General features: G+C 73.7%; 13 protein-coding genes and 1 pseudogene. 11 read left to right on the forward strand and 3 right to left on the reverse strand.

Annotated elements, in window-relative coordinates; translation table 11 throughout:
- The first annotated feature begins 178 nt into the window (after nucleotides 1–178).
- Both ACT3TZ_RS11360 and ACT3TZ_RS11365 read left to right on the forward strand, forming a co-directional pair.
- A complete protein-coding gene (locus ACT3TZ_RS11360; protein ID WP_444583535.1) occupies nucleotides 179–3,139 on the forward strand; it encodes an SGNH hydrolase domain-containing protein in 2,961 nt (986 codons plus the stop codon).
- Between the two features lie 63 nt (nucleotides 3,140–3,202).
- Nucleotides 3,203–4,522, forward strand: coding sequence for a M18 family aminopeptidase (locus ACT3TZ_RS11365; RefSeq protein ID WP_444583536.1), 1,320 nt, complete (start codon nucleotides 3,203–3,205; stop codon nucleotides 4,520–4,522).
- An 8-nt stretch (nucleotides 4,523–4,530) separates the two neighbouring features.
- On the opposite strand, the gene ACT3TZ_RS11370 is transcribed toward ACT3TZ_RS11365, so the two are convergent.
- From ACT3TZ_RS11370 to ACT3TZ_RS11380, 3 genes are all read right to left on the reverse strand, one after another.
- Nucleotides 4,531–5,607 carry a hypothetical protein gene (locus ACT3TZ_RS11370; protein WP_444583537.1) on the reverse strand — a complete coding sequence of 359 codons (1,077 nt, stop codon included), beginning with the start codon at nucleotides 5,605–5,607 and terminating at the stop codon, nucleotides 4,531–4,533.
- Between the two features lie 339 nt (nucleotides 5,608–5,946).
- Nucleotides 5,947–6,243, reverse strand: coding sequence for a hypothetical protein (locus ACT3TZ_RS11375; protein ID WP_444583538.1), 297 nt, complete (start codon nucleotides 6,241–6,243; stop codon nucleotides 5,947–5,949).
- The gene (locus tag ACT3TZ_RS11380) at nucleotides 6,240–7,688 is read right to left on the reverse strand and encodes a glutamyl-tRNA reductase (RefSeq protein WP_444583539.1); all 1,449 of its coding nucleotides are present in this window, start codon (nucleotides 7,686–7,688) and stop codon (nucleotides 6,240–6,242) included. Before ACT3TZ_RS11380 ends, ACT3TZ_RS11375 begins: the two co-directional genes overlap by 4 nt.
- Nucleotides 7,689–7,811: 123 nt before the next feature.
- Between ACT3TZ_RS11380 and hemE the strand changes: the two genes are divergently transcribed.
- From hemE to ACT3TZ_RS11425, 9 genes and pseudogenes are all read left to right on the forward strand, one after another.
- Nucleotides 7,812–9,014: a uroporphyrinogen decarboxylase gene (gene hemE, locus ACT3TZ_RS11385; RefSeq protein ID WP_444583540.1), complete on the forward strand. Its 1,203-nt coding sequence runs from the start codon at nucleotides 7,812–7,814 to the stop codon at nucleotides 9,012–9,014.
- A complete protein-coding gene (gene hemG / locus ACT3TZ_RS11390) occupies nucleotides 9,011–10,486 on the forward strand; it encodes a protoporphyrinogen oxidase (protein ID WP_444583541.1) in 1,476 nt (491 codons plus the stop codon). Before hemE ends, hemG begins: the two co-directional genes overlap by 4 nt.
- On the forward strand, nucleotides 10,483–11,223 hold the full coding sequence (gene hemQ, locus ACT3TZ_RS11395; RefSeq protein ID WP_444583542.1) for a hydrogen peroxide-dependent heme synthase: 741 nt from the start codon (nucleotides 10,483–10,485) through the stop codon (nucleotides 11,221–11,223). The genes hemG and hemQ overlap by 4 nt, the downstream gene beginning before the upstream one ends.
- Entirely contained in the window at nucleotides 11,220–12,479 is a 1,260-nt protein-coding gene (locus ACT3TZ_RS11400) for a ferrochelatase (RefSeq protein WP_444583543.1), read from the forward strand. The genes hemQ and ACT3TZ_RS11400 overlap by 4 nt, the downstream gene beginning before the upstream one ends.
- A complete protein-coding gene (gene hemC, locus ACT3TZ_RS11405) occupies nucleotides 12,476–13,543 on the forward strand; it encodes a hydroxymethylbilane synthase (protein ID WP_444583544.1) in 1,068 nt (355 codons plus the stop codon). Before ACT3TZ_RS11400 ends, hemC begins: the two co-directional genes overlap by 4 nt.
- A pseudogene (locus ACT3TZ_RS11410) lies at nucleotides 13,540–14,253 on the forward strand (uroporphyrinogen-III synthase); the annotation flags it as partial. The gene hemC and the pseudogene ACT3TZ_RS11410, both read left to right, overlap by 4 nt.
- 204 nt (nucleotides 14,254–14,457) lie before the next feature.
- Complete coding sequence (hemB, locus tag ACT3TZ_RS11415) at nucleotides 14,458–15,501, forward strand: porphobilinogen synthase (RefSeq protein ID WP_444583594.1); 1,044 nt, start codon at nucleotides 14,458–14,460, stop codon at nucleotides 15,499–15,501.
- Nucleotides 15,502–15,614: 113 nt separating this feature from the next.
- Nucleotides 15,615–16,970, forward strand: coding sequence for a glutamate-1-semialdehyde 2,1-aminomutase (gene hemL / locus ACT3TZ_RS11420; protein WP_444583545.1), 1,356 nt, complete (start codon nucleotides 15,615–15,617; stop codon nucleotides 16,968–16,970).
- 48 nt (nucleotides 16,971–17,018) lie between these two features.
- Nucleotides 17,019–18,029 (forward strand): hypothetical protein, encoded by a 1,011-nt coding sequence (locus tag ACT3TZ_RS11425; RefSeq protein ID WP_444583546.1) that lies wholly within the window; start codon nucleotides 17,019–17,021, stop codon nucleotides 18,027–18,029.
- Nucleotide 18,030 lies beyond the last annotated feature (1 nt).

Genomic DNA, 18,030 nt, shown 5'->3' on the forward strand with positions numbered 1-18,030 from the left:
GCCACGGCCGCTGCCGTGCCGCCGAGGGGGTCTTCTGCGAAGATGTCCGGTGCCCGCACCGGGGCCGCAAGCCGCCCGGCAGGCCTCCGTGCCGGGGCCGCGGCGATCACGACGGCCTCCACGGAGCCGTGACCAGGACGGGGATCGATACGAGGACGGGAGGGGACGGGGAGACGCCATGGACGAGCCCGACACCCCCTCCGGCGGCCGACGTCGCGCGGCGCCCCTCTCCCCCGAGGCCGAGGCGGCCCGAGCCCGTGCCCGCGAGCAGGCGCCCCGCAGCGGACGGCGACGCGCAGTCCCCGGGCGGCGCCGGGCGTCCGCCGCGGACGGCGACGACCCGTGGACCGCCGACACGGAACCAGCACCGGCTCCGGCACCGGATGCCCCGGACCGCCGCCGTCACGGTGCACCGGACCCCACGGCCTCGCCGTCGAGCGACCCGTGGTTGCAGGACCCCCTGTCCCTGAGGGGCGAGCTGACCTCGGCGACGTGGGATCCCCAGGACCCCTGGGCCTCGGACCGGGATGCGACGGCCTCGGGCTCCGAGGTCGCCGGGGCCCTCGAGGTCGCGCGGACCACCACGCCGGACCCGTCCCACGGGCCCGGGACCGAACCCGGGGCGGGATCGACCGCCGCCCCCGGACAGCGCGCGGTGCGGACCCACCCGTCGCATCGGCGGGACCTCCCCCCCACCGATGGCCCTGACGACTCGACCCCGCCCGCAGAGATCACCTCCGAGTTCGAGCCCTGGTCCCCCGTGCCCCCCGCACCCTCGGAGCACGCGGACGCCGCATCGGGCCCGAGGACCGAGACCTCCATCGCCTCCGAGGTGTCCGACTGGACCGAGGATCCGGCCGGGGAGACCCCGCCCTCCGCCGCGTCGACGGCATCGCGGGCGGTCGACCCCCCATCGCTCCCGCAGACCGCCCCGTCCGCGGGGAGCGCGCCGGACGCTCCCGGTGCCCCCGGGGCGCCGGACGGCGAGCGCCCCCCGGACCCGGCGGCTCCCCGGACGTCGTTCCGCACCGAGATCCACGGCCTCCGCGGCATCGCCGTGCTCCTGGTCGTCGTCTACCACCTGTGGCTCGGGCGCGTCTCCGGCGGGGTGGACGTCTTCCTCTTCCTGTCCGCCTTCTTCCTCACGGGCGCCTTCGCACGGCGCCTCGAACAGGGGCGCCCGCTGGCGCTGCGGGCGTACTGGGCGCGCACGTTCCAGCGCCTCTACCCGCCCGTGACGATCGTGATCCTGGGTGCGCTGGCCCTGGCTGTGACGGTGCTGCCGGTGACGTCCTGGCCGATGATCCAGCGTCATGCCGTGGCCAGCAGCCTGTACGTGCAGAACGTCGCGCTCGCCCTGGACTCGGTGGACTACTACCAGCACGATGCCTCCTCCGCCTCGCCCCTGCAGCACATGTGGTCCCTGTCGATCCAAGGGCAGGTCTTCCTCCTGTGGCCCCTGCTCATCGGCCTGCTGGCGCTGCTGGGCCTGCGACGCCGGCCTCGCGCCGTCCGTCCCGTGCTGGGGATCGTCTTCGGGCTCGTGGGCGCCGCATCGCTGACGTGGTCGGTGCTCGAGACCTCGCGCGACCAGACCGTCGCCTACTTCGACACGGGCGCCCGGCTGTGGGAGTTCGCGGCGGGGTCGCTGCTGGCACTCGCACTGCCGGCCATCGACCGGGCGCTGCGTGCTCGCCGCCCGGACGCCGAGGAGAGGCCAGGACTGCGCCCGTTGCGTGCCCTGCTGGGCTGGGCCGGCGTCGGCGCGCTCATCGCCTGCGGTCTGGTGCTCGACGTCAGCACCGCCTTCCCCGGCTGGATCGCCCTGTGGCCGCTGGCCGCCGCGGCTCTCGTGATCGTCGCCGGGCACTCCGGGACCCGCTGGGGCGTGGACCGTCTGTTGGGCCTGCGACCGGTCCAGGGGCTGGGATCGATCTCCTACGCGCTCTACCTCGTGCACTGGCCGCTGCTCGTGGGGTGGCTGGCGTGGCACGGCGCCGGGCGCGCCGGTCTGGTCGACGGCTTCGTGCTGCTGGCCGTATCCCTCGTGGTGGCGTGGGGCCTGACCGTGCTCGTGGACCGGCCGCTGCACCGCTCGGCCTGGTTCGCCGCGCGCCGCCTGCGGTCCCTCGCCGCCGTCGCGGTGTGCCTGGTGGTGCTCGCGGCCGGCTCCACGGTCGGGTTCTCCGCCGTGACCACTCAGGTCATCGAGGGCACCGGCTCCGGGAGCCCCACGGCGAGAACCCCCACGCCGGGCGCGACGGGGTCCTCGACCGTATCGCAGTCGGCCGATGCCGAGCACCCGGGTGCCGCGTGGACGGGCTCGCCCCTGACGGCCGGAGGCGTCGCGCCGGTCCCCCGAGCCGACCAGAGCTACGCCCCGGAGGATCTGCTGCCCGAGGACTGCGGCGGCCGGTACGGGCCGGCCGAGGCCGTGACGTGCCGCAGCGCACCCGCTGTGGGCACCGCCACCGCGACGATCCTCATCGCCGGGGACTCCCACAGCGCCCAGTACTCCTCGGCCGTGTCCGAGGCCGCACGATCCCGGGGGTGGACCGTGTACTACGTGGGCAAGCCGGGATGCTCCTTCAGCACCGGCAGCGGCAAACCCGAGTGCGCCACGGTCGACACCATCTGGCCTGCGGTGCTCGACACCCTGAAGCCGGACGTCGTGGTGACGCTGGGCAGCCACTCGGCCTCCGACGGCACCCCGGAGGTGGCGCGGGCCGATCTCCCGGCGGCGCTCGCCCTGGTCCAGGACCGGGGGATCCCGGCCCTCGTGCTGCGGGACAACCCGCGCTGGCCCGTCGACGAGTACGCCTGCGCCTTCGATGCCCTGCGTGCCGGCGGCGACCCCGAGGCCGCCGATGCCGCCTGCGGCGCCCCGCTGACCGAGAAGCTCGCCGCCCAGGACCCCACCCTGGCTTTCGCCAACACCGACCCCGCGCGCCGCGTGGCGGTCGCGGACCCCTCGACCGCGGTGCTGTGCCCCAGGGGTCGTTGCTCGCCGATCATCGGCAACGTGTACGTCTACCGCGACGACGACCACCTCACCGCCGACTTCTCCGCGACGATGGCGCCGTGGCTCGGCGCACGCATCGACGAGGTGCTCGGCGCCGGGGCGCCGTCGGACGGCTGAGAGGCAGCTCCGCTCCTCGCCCGGGCATCCCGGTCGCGCGGCCGCCGGTGCTTGAATGGCACCATGACCTCCCCCGCCACGACCGCCCCCACCGCCGACGCCCGCGCCTTCGCCGAGGACCTCGGCGCGTTCGTCACCGCCTCCCCGTCGTCCTTCCACGCCGCCGCGGAGTCCGCGCGACGCCTGGCCGCGGCGGGCTTCACCCCGCTGGAGGAGACGCAGGCGTGGGACGCGGAGGCCGTCTCCGGGGACCGCTACGTCGTGCGGGACGGGTCGATCATCGCGTGGAGCGCCCCCTCGGACCTGGGCACCGGGACGGCGGTGCGGATCGTCGGCGCGCACACGGACTCCCCCGCCCTCAAGCTCAAGCCCCACCCGCGGATCTCCGCGGACGGCTTCGAGCAGGCGGGCGTCGAGGTGTACGGCGGGCCGCTGCTGAACTCCTGGCTGGACCGCGACCTGCGCCTGGCCGGGCGGCTCGCCCTGCGCGACGGCTCCAGCGTCCTCGTGAGCACCGGGGCCGTGGCGCGGGTGGCTCAGCTGGCCGTGCACCTGGACCGCGGCGTCAACGCCGAGGGACTGCGCCTGGACCCCCAGCGGCACCTGCAGCCCATCCTCGCGCTGACCGGCGGCGGCCCTCTGGACCCGCTGGCGCTGCTGGCCGAGGCCGCCGGGATCGACCGCTCCGAGATCCTCGGCTACGACGTCGTCACCGTCGACACCCAGGAGCCCGCCGTGATCGGCGCCCGCGAGGAGTTCCTCGCCTCTGCACGCCTGGACAACCTCTCCTCCACCCATGCCGGGGTGCGCGCCCTCGCAGACCTCGCGGCCGGTGAGGACGCACCGGCGGGCTCGCCCCTGCCGCTGTTCGTGGCCAACGACCACGAGGAGGTGGGCTCGGCGTCCCGCTCCGGGGCCGGCGGCCCGTTCCTCGAGGACGTGCTGGTGCGGATCCACGCGGCGCTCGGCGGGGACGACGCGAGCCTGCGCCAGGTGCTCGCCTCCTCGACGGTGCTCTCGTGCGATGCCGGGCACGCCGCGCACCCCAACTACCCCGACCGCCACGACCCCGTGAACCGGCCGCGGCTGGGCGCGGGCCCGCTGCTCAAGCTCAACGCCCAGCAGCGCTACGCGACCGACGCCGTGGGCACGGCGATCTTCGCCCGCGCCTGCGAGGCCGCCGACGTCCGCTACCAGGAGTTCGTCTCCAACAATGCGGTGCCGTGCGGCTCGACCATCGGCCCGATCACGGCGACCCGCCTGGGCATCACGACGATCGACGCCGGGATCGCCCTGCTGTCGATGCATTCCGCACGGGAGCTGTGCGCCGTCGCGGACCCGATCGCGCTGTCGCGCGTGGCGGGGGCGTTCTGGCGGCCGTAACCCCTCACTCACACCGAATCAGAGATTCGGTTGATCGTCGCACGATCCTTATCGGACTGCTTACGTAGACGAAATAGTGAATACGCGACCCCGCCGCCACTTACGGTGAATCTTGATAAAATTCCGAGGCGCTTAGGCGGCAGTAGCGTAGATCCGAGCGTTGTCAGTAGAATAAAAGCCGCAGAGACCCCAGCACCTGAGCCAAATTGGTGCCACACGGCCACCATCACGAAAACTCCAAACAGGTACCCAAGAACGACGGCGATCCAGGATATTATGCGGGTGAAGACATCCCGTTCGACGTTACGGGTGACGACCCACATTGCAGAAACTGCACAAAAGGGCAGCGTGCCGATACAAATTGGAGCCGCAACAACCATCAACGCAATCCACGAATTCGTTCGCAAAACCAGTGTGCACAACGCGAGAGAACCGACCACGGAGGAAACGCCAGCTGTGCCGAGAATCGAAGTGAGCCAGCCCCATTTCTGCTCGTTCACGCCTCCCCCGCGTTCAAGGATCGACGAAATCCGATTATCGCGCCATTCGATCCAATTCTCCGCGATCTCCTTCTCCTTGGCCGGCGGATTGGACACGAACACCCCGAGGCCCATCGCCAGGGAAAATGCGACCAAGAACACAGGAACGATCACGGTAAGCCTGCCCAGCATCGAACCATTCCCGATATACCAAATGAGCGAGAACGTCATGGGGATGCACATCGCAGCGAAGAACGCTTCCCCGAGAACCCCCAGCCTTCTTCGCAGGCCAAACACTCTATCGGGATCCTTGTAGATATAAGCACCGCTGAGAACAAGTATGTAAATGCCGGCCAGTACACTTACAAGAACGACCAGACCATCGAGGAGGCTCGAACTGAGGTCGCTCCCCAATGCGCCGGCCAACGAAAGAACTCGCAATACATCAATGGACCCATCTGTCGACCTCGGGGTCGCCAACGATAAAATCAAGAATGCCAGCACGAGTGCGGCGACACTCACCGCGAAAAGTTCCGCGAGCACTGCCGCAGCAGACCTTGTGTTCAAATCGTCGGAGCGTTTTCGATCCACATCCATAAGCGTCACCTCGGAGGCCTTCGATCGCTACGATCGTGCGACATGAATTCACCGTGACACACTTCTTTGCAATAGTCAACACCGGATAGACATCAATCAGGTATCGCAATGACCTGTGTATGACCCGGGAATCACTACCGAGCCCTTCGCTTCTCCGTTATTCGCGCTCCAAAGCGCGGGCCAGACCACTCGGCAATCGACATCATCTCTCGAAACCGGCCGCCCTGTCAGGGCCCCATCCAGACAGGGGATACTAACCCCAAATGCGAACGTCCTGCTGTTTGCACCTTTTGAAGTCAGCACTGGCCAGGCACTTGCTCAAAGTTCATTGCGTGCTCGGGCAACCCTCTAGCCCACGGACGCATCCGCCCGGGCCTCGAGCTCCTCGTGCAGCGCCCGGGCCTCCAGCGTCATCGGGTGCTCCCGACCATGGCGCCGACCGGCGTCCTTGTGGAGCTCGCGCACCTGGAGCAGGGCATCGTCCAGCAATCCCGCCTCGGCGCAGGCGCGCACCAGCTCGAGCCGGGCCGAGAGCGCCTCGACGTCATCGGCGTCGTGCTCGACCAGCACGAGCGGCAGCGCCTGGTAGGCGGCGCGCATGCGGGCCTCGGCGTCCTCGGTCGACGGGGGCGTCTGCTCGCTCATGCGGGGACCTCCGGGGTGCTGGGGACGGCGGCGACGCCGATGGGGCACGAGGGCGCGACCGCGGCGATGCGGGCCAGCTCCGCCTCGAGCTGCGCGTCGTCGCGGCGGGGGGCGTCGGCGTCCAGGCGCGGCGGGACCGTGCGGTCCAGGCGCATCCACCCGGCGGAGGCGCCCATCGCGGTGGGGGCGTCCTCGTCGTCAGCGATCTCGATGCCGAAGATGGTGTGGAAGGCGTCGACGACCTCGTCGGCCATGCCCTCCTCGGCGAGGCGGCGGGCGCGGGCGGTGGGCGAGTGCATGACCTTGGCCAGGATCCGGCGGATCCCGCGCTCGACCTCCTCGGCGACGCCATCGGGACGGCGGCGCAGGGCCGCGATCTCGGCATCGGCCGCCTCGGAGACGGAGCGCCGCAGGGCGACCATCGCCGGGTCGATGCGGCGGAACTCCTGCTTCTGGCGGAAGGACTCGACGCCGTCCAGCACGATCCGCTCGGCGTCGGCCAGGGGCTCGGCGGCGGAGTCGTCGACGGCGACGGTGAGGTCCATGAGGTTCAGGATCCGCACGTCGGCGAGGTGGCGCAGCAGCGGGTGCAGGTCCGAGTGCAGGGCCAGGTCCAGGATCAGCGTGGGCCCGGCGTGCAGGAAGTGCTCGGGGAACAGGCTCGTGCCGCGGCCCGAGCAGGCGAGCACGAGGTCGGCGTCGTGGAGGCGGCCGGGCAGCTCGCCGGGCCCGACGGCATCGATGCCGTGGCGGGCGGCGAAGTCGACGGCGCGTCCGGAGGCGGAGTGGACGTGGACGGCGCGGCAGCCGCGGCGGGTGAGCTCGGCGGCCGCCAGGCGCGCGTAGGCGCCGGTGCCGATGATCAGGACGCTGCGCTCGCGGAGGTCCCCCAGCTCGCGGGCCGCACGGTCCAGGGCGATCGCCACACCGCTGCGGCCGGCGGCGCCCACGGGCGTGCGGGCCGTGACCTGCTTGGCGTGGCGGAACCCGATCTGGAACAGATCGTTGAGCATCGGGGTGGTCGAGCCCGCGGCGCGCGAGGTCTCGAAGGCGTGGTGGATCTGCCCGGCGATCTCGGCCTCGCCGATCACGATCGACCGCAGGCCCGCGGTCACCTCGTAGAGGTGCTCGGCCACGGGCGCGCCGGTCGCGGTCTCGAGGCACATCGCGACGTGCTCGGGCTCCAGGCCGCTGGTGCGGGCCACGGCCGCGGCCACCAGCTCGACGCCGTCGTGGAAGCGGTGGGCATCGAGGTAGACCTCGAGACGATTGCAGGTGGAGACGACGGCCCAGCCGGCCAGCGGCGGCCCGTCCTCCCCCGCGGCCTCGCCGGCGCGGACGTTCAGGCGCTCGATGACGTGGTCCAGGTGCTCGGCGCCGCGGGTGAGAGCATCGAGCACCCCGAGATCGAGGTGCTCGTGGGTGGCGCGGAGGGCGGCGAGCATGATGCCCATGGTAGGCATCGGCCCCCGCCCGCGGGGCGTTCAGGCGGGGGCGGTGAGTCGTCGCACACGCTCGGGGCCCATGTCCCGGCATCGTCCAGGAGACATGTGCACAATGGACGGGCGATGGAACAGAACAGCACGTCAGAGGCCACTTTTCACGACGCGACGTCAGAATCCCTGCTCCCGCAGGACCACCCGCTGCGGCGGGCGGGCGCGGCAGGAGGGACCGCCGACGCACCCCTGATCCGGCGCTACCGCGGGCAGGTCACCGACGCCCCGCCCAGCGTCTGGTTCATGCGCCAGGCAGGGCGTTCTCTGCCGGAGTACCGTGCCGCCCGCGAGGGCACGGCCATGCTCGACGCGTGCCTGACCCCGGACCTCGTCGCCGAGATCACCGCGCAGCCCGTGCGCCGCCACCGCGTGGATGCCGGCATCTTCTTCTCCGACATCGTGGTGCCCGCCCGGATCGCCGGTCTCGCCGTCGAGATCGTGCCGGGACGCGGCCCCGTCTTCGACCACCCGGTCCGCACCGAGGCCGACATCGACGCGCTGCCCGTCCTGGACGAGCACCTCGACGCGGCCCTGGCCCCGATCCGCGAGGCCGTCGCGCTGACCGTCGGCGAGCTCGGCACCACCCCGCTGATCGGCTTCTGCGGGGCGCCGTTCACCGTCGCCTCCTACATGGTCGAGGGCGGCCCCAGCCGCGACCACCTGCGCACCCGTGCGCTCATGCGCGACCGTCCCGACCTCTGGGCGCGCCTGGCGGCCTGGGTCGCCGAGCTCTCCGGCCGCTTCCTGCGCGCCCAGGTGCTCGCGGGCGCGAGCGCCGTGCAGCTGTTCGACTCCTGGGTGGGCAGCCTCTCCGAGGAGATCTACCGCGAGCACGTCATCGACCACTCGCGCGCCTTGCTCGGCGCGGTCGCCGACCTCCCCGTCCCCCGCGTCCACTTCGGGGTGGGCACCGGCCACCTGCTGCCCGCGATGCACGACGCCGGCGCGACCGTGGTGGGCGTCGACCACCGGATCCGCCTGGACCACGCCGTGGACCTGCTGGGTCCCGGCGTCCCGGTCCAGGGCAACATCGACCCCGCCGTGCTGTTCACGGGCGCGGGCCCGCGCGAGGCCGAGGCCCTGTCGGTGCTGGCCGCCGGCGCCGCCGCACCGGGCCATGTCGTGAACCTCGGCCACGGGGTGCCCCCCGAGACCGACGCCGCGGTCCTCACCGACCTCGTCGCCTTCCTGCACGAGCAGCCGGCCCCCCGGGCGACCGGCGCGCTGCCCGTCGCGGACGCCCCCGCCGCCCCCGCGGAGGCCGCGCGCGCATGACCGACCGCACGCTCGTCATCGGCGGCGGCCTCGCCGGGCTTCTCGCCGCGCGACGCCACGCCAGCTCCGGGGCCGCGGTGACGCTCGTCGAGGCGTCCGACGCCCTCGGCGGCGCGATCGCCGCGCTCGACGCCGACGGCATCGAGGTCGCCGCGGGCGCCGAGTCCTTCGGCCTGGCCACGGGCGCCGCCACGGAGCTGATGGCCGCCCTGGGCCTGGCCGAGCACATCGTCTCCCCCGATCCGGGCCGCAGCTCGCGCCTCGTCTCGGCCGCCGGGGTGCGCCGCGCACCGCGGGGCGCCCTGCTGGGCATCCCGGGCCGGCCGCTCGCGGCCGACGTCCGCCACGTCGTCGGCACCCTCGGTGCCCTGCGTGCCTGGGCCGAGCGCTTCCTGCCCGCGACCTACGCCCTGGAGCCGGGCGTCCCGATCGGCCGCTACGTGCGCCGCCGGATGGGCCGCCGCGTGGCCGAGCGCCTCGTGGCGCCCGTCGTCGGCGGCGTGCACTCGGGCGATCCCGAGACCCTGGAGCTGAGCGCCCTGCTGCCCCGCCTCGAGGCCGCCGTGCGCACCCACGGCTCGCTCGCCGCCGCCGTGCGGGCCCTGCGCCCTGCAGGCGCCGGGACCGGCACGGCCGTGCGCTCGCTGAGCCCCTCGATGGCCGCCCTGCCCCGCGCGCTGGACCGCGAGCTGCGCGCCGCCGGTGCCGAGCTGCGCACCGGCACCGACGTGCGCACCCTGCGCCACGGCGACAGCACCTGGCAGGCCACCCTCGCCGACGGCACGGAGCTCAGCGCCACGACCCTGATCCTGGCGACCCCGCCCGACGTCGCCGCGGCCCTGCTCGCGGTGGCCGCGCCCGAGGTGGCCGCCGCGATCCCCGAGGCGCCGCCCACCCCCGTGCGCCTCGTGGCCCTGGTCCTGGACGCCCCCGCGCTGGACGGGGCCCCTGTCGGCACCGGCGCCCTCGTGGCCCCCGGCACCCCGGGGATCCGCGCCAAGGCCCTCACGCACATGACCGCCAAGTGGCCGCACCTGGCCGACGCCGCCGCGCCCCACCACATCGTGCGGCTGTCCTACGGGCGTCCCGGCGAGACCCTGCCCGCCGACGACGACGCCCTGCCGGACCTCGCGCTGGCCGATGCCTCGGCGATCCTCGGCGTCCCCCTGGATCGCACGCAGCTGCATGGCGTCCACGTCGTGAGCTGGGACAACGCCATGCGCCAGAGCCGTCCCGGGCACCGCGACGCCCTCGACCGCCTCACGACGGTGCTCGCCGCCGAGGCCCCGCACCCTCCGCTGGAGCTCGTCGGCTCCTGGCGCGACGGCACCGGCATCGACGCCCTCGCCGCCGCCGACCGCCGCCGCACCGCCGCCGCCCCGTCCGCAGCAGCGGCACCGGCGGCGGCAACGGCAGCACCGGCCCGTCCACTTCGCCCCACCACCCCTGTCATGGAAGGACAGTCCCGATGACCGAGCAGCACCACCCCGGGCCCGCGCAGGACCCCGCCGCCGAGGGCGGCCGCGAGATCTTCCGCTATACCTCGTACACGGTCTTCACGCGCACGGGCGCCCCGGGCGCCGCCGACGGCGCGATCGCGGACCGCGACGGCCTGGCCGCCGAGCTGGACCGGGTGCTCGCCGAGATCGCCGGGATCGACGTCACCGTGCGCGGGATCTACGACGCCAGCGGCTTCCGCCCCGAGGACGACCTGCTGGTGTGGATGCACGCCGAGCGCCCCGAGTCCCTCCAGCACGCCCTGCGGATCCTCGAGCGGTCCCCCGCCGCCGAGGGCCTCGTACGGGCCTGGGCCGCCGTCGGCGTGCACCGTCAGGCGGAGTTCTCCCGCTCCCACGCCCCCGCGTTCATGAGCGAGTCCGCGACGCCGCGGGAGTGGATCACCGTCTACCCCTTCACCCGCTCCTACGAGTGGTACCTGCTGCCCGAGGAGGAGCGCCGCCGCATGCTCCGCGAGCACGGCATGCTGGGCCGCGACTTCCCGCAGGTGCACGCCAACACCGTCGCCTCCTTCGCCCTCGGCGACTGGGAGTGGCTGCTGTCCTTCGAGGCCGAGGAGCTCCACGACCTCGTCGACATGATGCGCCACCTGCGCTACTCCGACGCCCGCCTGCACGTGCGCGACGAGCTGCCCTTCCACGTCGGACGGCGCCTGGCCACCACCGGTGACGTCGCGGAGATCCTGCTGTGACCGCCGCCCCGGGCACGCAGGCCCACACCTCGCCCCGCAGCGCGACGCCGACGGCGGGCACCAGCCCCGTCGACGCCCCGCCCCATGCCTACGACGCGGTGCTGTTCGCGTCCTTCGGCGGCCCCGAGGGCCCCGAGGACGTCATGCCGTTCCTGCGCAACGTCACCCGCGGCCGCGGGATCCCCGACGAGCGCCTTGAGGAGGTCAGCCACCACTACCTCGCGCTCGGCGGCCGCTCCCCCATCAACGAGCAGAACCGCCACCTCATCGCGGCGCTCGAGGCCGAGCTCGCCTCCCGCGGGATCGACCTTCCCGTCTACTGGGGCAACCGCAACTGGGAGCCGTACACCGCCCGGACCGTCGCCCAGATGCACGCCGACGGCCACGAGCGGGTGCTGGGCCTGGTCACGAGCGCGTACTCCTCGTACTCCTCGTGCCGGCAGTACCGCGAGGACTTCGGCAAGGCCCTCGCGGAGAACGACCTGTTCGGGCGCCTCAGCATCGACAAGGTGCGCGTCTACATGAACATGCCCGGGTTCCTGGACCCGGTCACCGACGGCGTCGCCGCGGCCCTGTCCGAGCTCGCCGCCGAGGGCCACGCCCCCGAGCGCACCCGCATCCTGTTCTCCACCCACTCGATCCCGCTGACGATGGCCGATGCCTCCGGCCCCGAGGAGACCCGTGAGGAGGGTTCGGGCGGCTGGTACGTCGCCCAGCACCTCGCCGCCTGCCGGTACGTCATCGAGCAGCTCGCGGCCCGGGCCGATCGGGCCGATGCCACCGCCTCGCCCTGGGAGCTCGTGTACCAGTCCCGCTCCGGGGCCCCGCACATCCCGTGGCTCGAGCCCGACATCAACGACGTCATCGAGCGCCTGGCGTCCGACGGCGGGACCGACGCGGTCGTCGTCGTGCCCATCGGCTTCGTGACCGACCACGTCGAGGTCGTCTGGGACCTCGACAACGAGGCCAAGGAGTCCGCCGAGGAGCACCACCTGGGGTTCCGCCGCGTCGCGACCGCGGGCGGCGACCCGCGCTTCGTCGCCGGTCTGGTGGACCTCATCGAGGAGCGTCTGGGCGTCCGGGACTCCCGCGAGGTCGTCACCGACTTCCCGGCCTGCGCCGACATCTGCGGCGTCAACTGCTGCCGCACCGCCCGGGGGCCGATCGTGCCCACCACCTCGGCCGTCGACTCCCCCGCGGACATCGCGACCGCCGTCGGCCCGGAGGCGTCCGAGCAGTACCTGGCGGCGCCGTGACCGCGCTGCGGATCGGCACCCGCGCCTCGGAGCTGGCCCAGGTGCAGTCCCGCTTCGTGGGCCGCGCGCTCGCGGAGGCGGCGGGCCGCGCCGAGCTCGAGGTGGAGCTGGTCCACGTCTCCACCCACGGGGACCGCGACCGGATCAGCCCGCTCGCGAGCATCGGCGGCACCGGCGTGTTCGTGACCGCCGTGCGCGAGGCGCTGCTGGACGGGGAGGTCGATGCGATCGTGCACTCGGCCAAGGACCTGCCCACCCAGCCGGCCGAGGGCATCGAGCTCGCGTGCATCCCCGCCCGCGGGGACGTGCGCGACGCCCTGTGCGCCCGCGACGGCGCCACGCTCGCGACTCTCCCCCTCGGCGCGCAGGTGGGCACCGGCTCCCCGCGCCGGGCCGCGCAGCTCCTGCGGGCCCGCCCGGACCTGCGCGTGGTCGGGATCCGCGGCAACGTCGACACCCGCCTCGCCCGCGCCCAGGGCCCGGACGCGGATCTGGACGCCGTGGTGCTCGCCGCCGCGGGCCTGCAGCGCCTGGGCCGCGAGGCCGCGATCACCGAGCTGCTCGAGGTCGACGTCATGCTCCCGGCCCCGGCGCAGGGCGCGCTCGCGGTCGAGTGCCGCAGCGCCGACCTCCACGGCGAGCTCGCGGGGATCACGCTGGCCCACGCCGCCGCGGCCGTCGACGACCCCGCCACCCGCGCGGCCGTCACCGCCGAGCGGGCCCTGCTGCGCGCCCTCGAGGCCGGCTGCAGCGCCCCCGTCGGCGCCCTCGGGCACCTCGACGGGGACCAGCTCACCCTGCGGGGCCTGGCGATCTCCCCCGATGGCGCCCAGGTCTTCGAGGGCACGCTCGCCGCACGCGTGGACCTGGCCGCCGAGGCCGCCGCCGTCGCGGTGATCGCCGCGGACCTGGGCACGCGCCTGGCCGCGCTGCTGCTGGACGACGGTGCCGCCGCCGTGCTCACGGGGAACGAGGACCGCGAGCCGGCGGGCCACGCCGCCCAGGAGGGCGCCGCCGTCGAGACGCCCGGCGCCGTGGTTCCGCACGGGGACGCGCGCCCATGACAGCGACCCCGCGTGTCCTCCTCCCCCGCCCCGCGGGGCGCACCGACGACCTCGTCGAGCGCCTGCGTGACACGGGCTTCGCACCGGAGCACCATCCGTTCCTCGAGCTGCTGCCCGAGGCCGACACGGATCTGCGCGAGGCCGTCCAGGACCTCGCCGACGGCGCCTTCGCCTGGCTGGTCCTCACGAGCCCTGCGGCCGTCACGGCGCTGAGCGCCTTCGACGGCTCCGAGGACCGTCGTGGCGTGCTCTTCGCCGTGCCCGAGGGCACTCGCATCGCCGTCGTCGGCGAGGGGACCGCAGCGGCGCTGCGGGAGGCGGGGGTCTCCCCGGACCTCGTGGCGCACGGCTCCGGGGCCGCCCTCGTCGAGGAGCTGCCCGCCCCCGCTGTGCCTGGGGAAGCCGTGCTGTTCCCGGCGTCCTCGGCCGCCGCGGACACCGTGCCTGCGGGCCTCACGGGCGCGGGCTATCGGGTGCGGCAGGAGGTCGCCTACCGACCCGTGTCCGTGGCCCTGGACCCGCAGGTGCCGCGCGACCTGATGCACGGGAACTACGCGGCGATCGTCCTGACCAGCGGGATGATCGCGCGCCTGGCCGCATCCTTGCCCATCCATCTGTCCACCGCCGTCGTCACCATCGGCGAGCCCACCACGCGTGCCGCGCAGGAGGCCGGCCTGCGGGTCGACGCGCAGGCCGCCGAGCCCACCGCCGCAGGCATGACGGTCGCCGTCCGCGAGGCGATCGATCGGCTCGCCACCGGCACCACAGAGCCCACGGAGCCCACGGAGCCCACGGAGCCCACGGAGCCCACGGAGCCCACGGAGCCTCTGACCACCCGAACCACCCGGGCCACCGTCCGGGCGCCGCACCACCCATCGCCCCCGGCCCACCGCCGCGGGACAGCAAGGAGAGACATGACCTCCAGCGCGACCCCCCGCACCGACCTGCCCCTGACCCCGCCCGTGATCCGGCCGCGCCGCCTGCGCACCACCGGCGCCATGCGCTCCCTCGTGCGCGAGCACACCCTGCGCGCGGGCGACCTCATCGAGCCGATGTTCGTGCGCGAGGGGGCGGGCGAGCCCACCCCCATCTCCTCGATGCCCGGGGTGGTCCAGCACACCGAGGACTCCCTGGTCGCCGCCGCCCGGCGGGCCGCCGAGGTGGGCGTCGGCGGGATCATGCTGTTCGGCGTGCCCACCACCAAGGACGCGACCGGATCCCAGGCCAGCGACCCCGACGGCATCATGAACCGCGCCATCGCCCGCCTGCGCGCCGAGCTCGGGGACTCCGTCCTCGTGATGGCCGACCTCTGCCTCGACGAGTTCACCGACCACGGCCACTGCGGAGTCCTCGACGACCAGGGCCGCGTCGACAACGACCGCACGCTCGTCCGCTACCAGGAGATGGCGCTCTCCCAGGCCCGCGCCGGCGCTCACCTGCTGGGCCCATCCGGGATGATGGACGGGCAGATCGCCGCGATCCGCGGAGCGCTGGACGCCGAGGGGTTCACGGACGTGGGCCTGTTCGCCTACACCGCGAAGTACGCCTCCGCGTTCTACGGCCCCTTCCGCGAGGCCGTCGACTCCTCCCTGACCGGGGACCGCCGCGCCTACCAGCAGGACCCCGCCAACGGCGCCGAGGCGCTGCGCGAGCTCACGCTCGACCTCGCCGAGGGCGCCGACCTCGTCATGGTCAAGCCCGGCCTGCCCTACCTCGACGTGCTGCGGGACGTGGCCCAGGCGTCCCCCGTGCCCGTCGGCACCTACCAGGTCTCCGGCGAGTACGCGATGATCGAGGCCGCCTGCGCGCAGGGCTGGCTCGATCGCGAGCGCGCCGTCCTGGAGTCCCTGCTCGCCTTCCGCCGGGCCGGCGCCACCTGCGTGCTCACGTACTACGCGACCGAGGTCGCGACCTGGCTGCACGACGGCCTGCCCGCGCACCTGCGCGAGTTCGTCTGAGCCGACCGGGAGGCCTGGCGCCGTCGCGCCCGGTCTGCCCCCCCGACCGCCCACCGCATCCGCTGTCCCGTGCCGCGCCCCTTCGGGGCCGAGCATCCTGAGGAGGAGGACCCATGACCACCTCGCACACCCCGTCCGCCGATCCCGCCGTGCCCACCGGCGCCCTGTCCGAGGAGCTGTTCCAGCGGGCCCGCCGCGTCATCCCCTCGGGCGTGAACTCCCCCGTCCGCGCCTTCGGCTCCGTCGGCGGGACCCCGCCGTTCATCGAGTCCGCGGCGGGCGCCCTGCTGCGTGACGTCGACGGCCGCGAGTACGTCGACCTCGTGGGCTCATGGGGGCCGATGATCCTTGGCCACGCCAACCCCCGGGTCGTCGAGGCCGTCCGCGAGGCCGCCGGGCGCGGACTGTCCTTCGGTGCCCCGCAGCCCGGGGAGGTGTCGCTCGCCGAGGAGGTCGTCTCACGGATCGGGCCCGTCTCCTCCCTGCGCCTGGTCAACTCCGGCACCGAGGCCACCATGAGCGCCCTGCGGGTGGCCCGTGCCGCGACCGGCCGCGACGTGGTCGTGAAGTTCGCCGGCTGCTACCACGGGCACGTCGACGCGCTGCTGGCCGAGGCCGGCAGCGGCGTCGCCACCTTCGCCATGCCGGGCTCGGCCGGGGTGACCACCGCGACCGCCCGCGACACCGTCGTGCTGCCCTACAACGACCGCGATGCCGTGCGCGCCCTGTTCGCCGAGCGCGGCCACGAGATCGCCGCGATCATCACCGAGGCGGCGCCCGCCAACATGGGCGTGGTCCCGCCCTCGCGCACCGAGCACGGCGACGGCCTGGGCTTCAACGCCTTCCTGGCCTCCGTGGCCCACGGCGCCGGGGCCCTGCTCATCACCGACGAGGTGCTGACGGGCTTCCGCGCCTCCCGCGAGGGCTACTACGGGATCGACGGCGGCGGCTGGTCCCCGGACCTCATGACCTTCGGCAAGGTGATCGGCGGCGGACTGCCCGTGGGCGCCTTCGGCGGACGCACCGACCTCATGGACCTGCTGGCCCCGGCCGGCCCCGTCTACCAGGCGGGCACCTTGTCGGGGAACCCCCTGGCGACCGCCGCGGGCCTGGCCACCTTCGAGGGCCTGAACGACGCCGCCTACTCCGCGATCGACCGCACCGCCGTCGCGCTGCGCGGCCTCGTGGCCGATGCGCTGACCACGGCGGGCGTCCCCCACGTGATCCAGACGGCGGGCACGCTGTTCAGCGTGTTCTTCCGCGAGGAGCCCGTCCACACGTACGCCGAGGCCAAGGAGCAGGACACAGCGGCCTTCGGACGCTTCTTCCACGCGATGCTGGATGCCGGGGTCTACCTGCCGCCGTCGTCCTTCGAGGCGTGGTTCGTCTCGACGGCGCACGACGCCGATGTGCTGGATCGGATCGCCGAGGCGCTGCCGGGGGCGGCGCGGGCGGCGGTTGCGGGCTGAGGTCGCGCGGGCCTGGTCCTCTCGGTCCAGGGCACCCATACTGACCAGATGCCGCTCTTCCGCCGCCGCAAGGACGCCACCCTGCCCACCCCGCCGACCGTCGACTTCTGGACCTGGTGGGAGGCCTCGGGCCGCGGCCTCGACCCGACGGAGCCCGGACGCTGGGTCGACGAGCTCTCGGACCACGCCGAGGCGATCCATCCCTCGCTGAGCTGGCATTTCACGGCCGGCGACCGCGCCGAGCACCGCCTGGTGCTGAGCGCGGGAGGGGAACCGGAGGGTCGGGTCCAGGCCGAGCGCTGGCTGCGCCTGGCCCAGGACGGCGACACCCGCTGGGAGTACTCCGCGTCCACACCTGCGGACACCTCGGCCCTCGCGAACTCCCTCGAGATCGACGGCGTCCAGCTGTCGCTGTCGGAGCTCGTCTTCGCGGTCGAGGCCGATCCGGACGTGCGCCGGGTGCACGTCGGCGTGTTCCACCCCGCCTTCCCCACCATCTCCGAAGGCCTTCGCGGGCAGGTCAGCTTCCTGGCGGTCGACTGGCTGCTGGGCGAGGACGCCGTCGAGCGCTGGGTGGGAGCCCTCGAGCCCCTCGCCGCGCGACCCGACCCGGCCCTGCCCACCTCGGCCGTCCTCGAAGCCGTCGAGGGCTTCGACCGCGAACGGCGCGAGAACCCGGGCGCCTGGTCGATCCTCGGCGGCGAGCACGACGGCACGCCGATCTTCGGGCTGTGCCGCTCCGACGTCCGCTGGGTCGATGCGCCGCATCTCGACCGGGGCCACCAGCTGACGATCCGCTACGCCCCGGCAGGGCCGCCCGATGGCGAGGCCCTGGACCGCATCACCGCGATCGACGACGAGCTGGCCGCAGCCGTGGGCGACGCCGGGATCTACCTGGGGCGCGAGCTCATCGACGGCGTGGCCACGTTCTTCGTCTACACCGACAGCGAGGACCGGGACGTCGAGGGACGGTTGGCCGCGCTCGCGGAGTCGGTGCACAGCGAACTCGCGACAGCCCCGGATCCGGGGTGGCGGGCGGCGCGGCATCTGACGCACTGAG

Source organism: Brachybacterium sp. AOP25-B2-12 (assembly GCF_052378625.1).
Taxonomy (GTDB): Bacteria; Actinomycetota; Actinomycetes; order Actinomycetales; family Dermabacteraceae; genus Brachybacterium.

Bases quoted from the DNA above. Each gene is read 5' to 3' on its own strand.
- ACT3TZ_RS11360 (WP_444583535.1), top strand. From the start codon at position 179: ATGGACGAGCCCGACACCCCCTCCGGCGGCCGACGTCGCGCGGCGCCC.
- ACT3TZ_RS11365 (WP_444583536.1), top strand. From the start codon at position 3,203: ATGACCTCCCCCGCCACGACCGCCCCCACCGCCGACGCCCGCGCCTTC.
- ACT3TZ_RS11375 (WP_444583538.1), bottom strand. From the start codon at position 6,243: ATGAGCGAGCAGACGCCCCCGTCGACCGAGGACGCCGAGGCCCGCATG.
- ACT3TZ_RS11380 (WP_444583539.1), bottom strand. From the start codon at position 7,688: ATGCTCGCCGCCCTCCGCGCCACCCACGAGCACCTCGATCTCGGGGTG.
- hemE (WP_444583540.1), top strand. From the start codon at position 7,812: ATGGAACAGAACAGCACGTCAGAGGCCACTTTTCACGACGCGACGTCA.
- hemG (WP_444583541.1), top strand. From the start codon at position 9,011: ATGACCGACCGCACGCTCGTCATCGGCGGCGGCCTCGCCGGGCTTCTC.
- hemQ (WP_444583542.1), top strand. From the start codon at position 10,483: ATGACCGAGCAGCACCACCCCGGGCCCGCGCAGGACCCCGCCGCCGAG.
- hemB (WP_444583594.1), top strand. From the start codon at position 14,458: ATGACCTCCAGCGCGACCCCCCGCACCGACCTGCCCCTGACCCCGCCC.
- hemL (WP_444583545.1), top strand. From the start codon at position 15,615: ATGACCACCTCGCACACCCCGTCCGCCGATCCCGCCGTGCCCACCGGC.
- ACT3TZ_RS11425 (WP_444583546.1), top strand. From the start codon at position 17,019: ATGCCGCTCTTCCGCCGCCGCAAGGACGCCACCCTGCCCACCCCGCCG.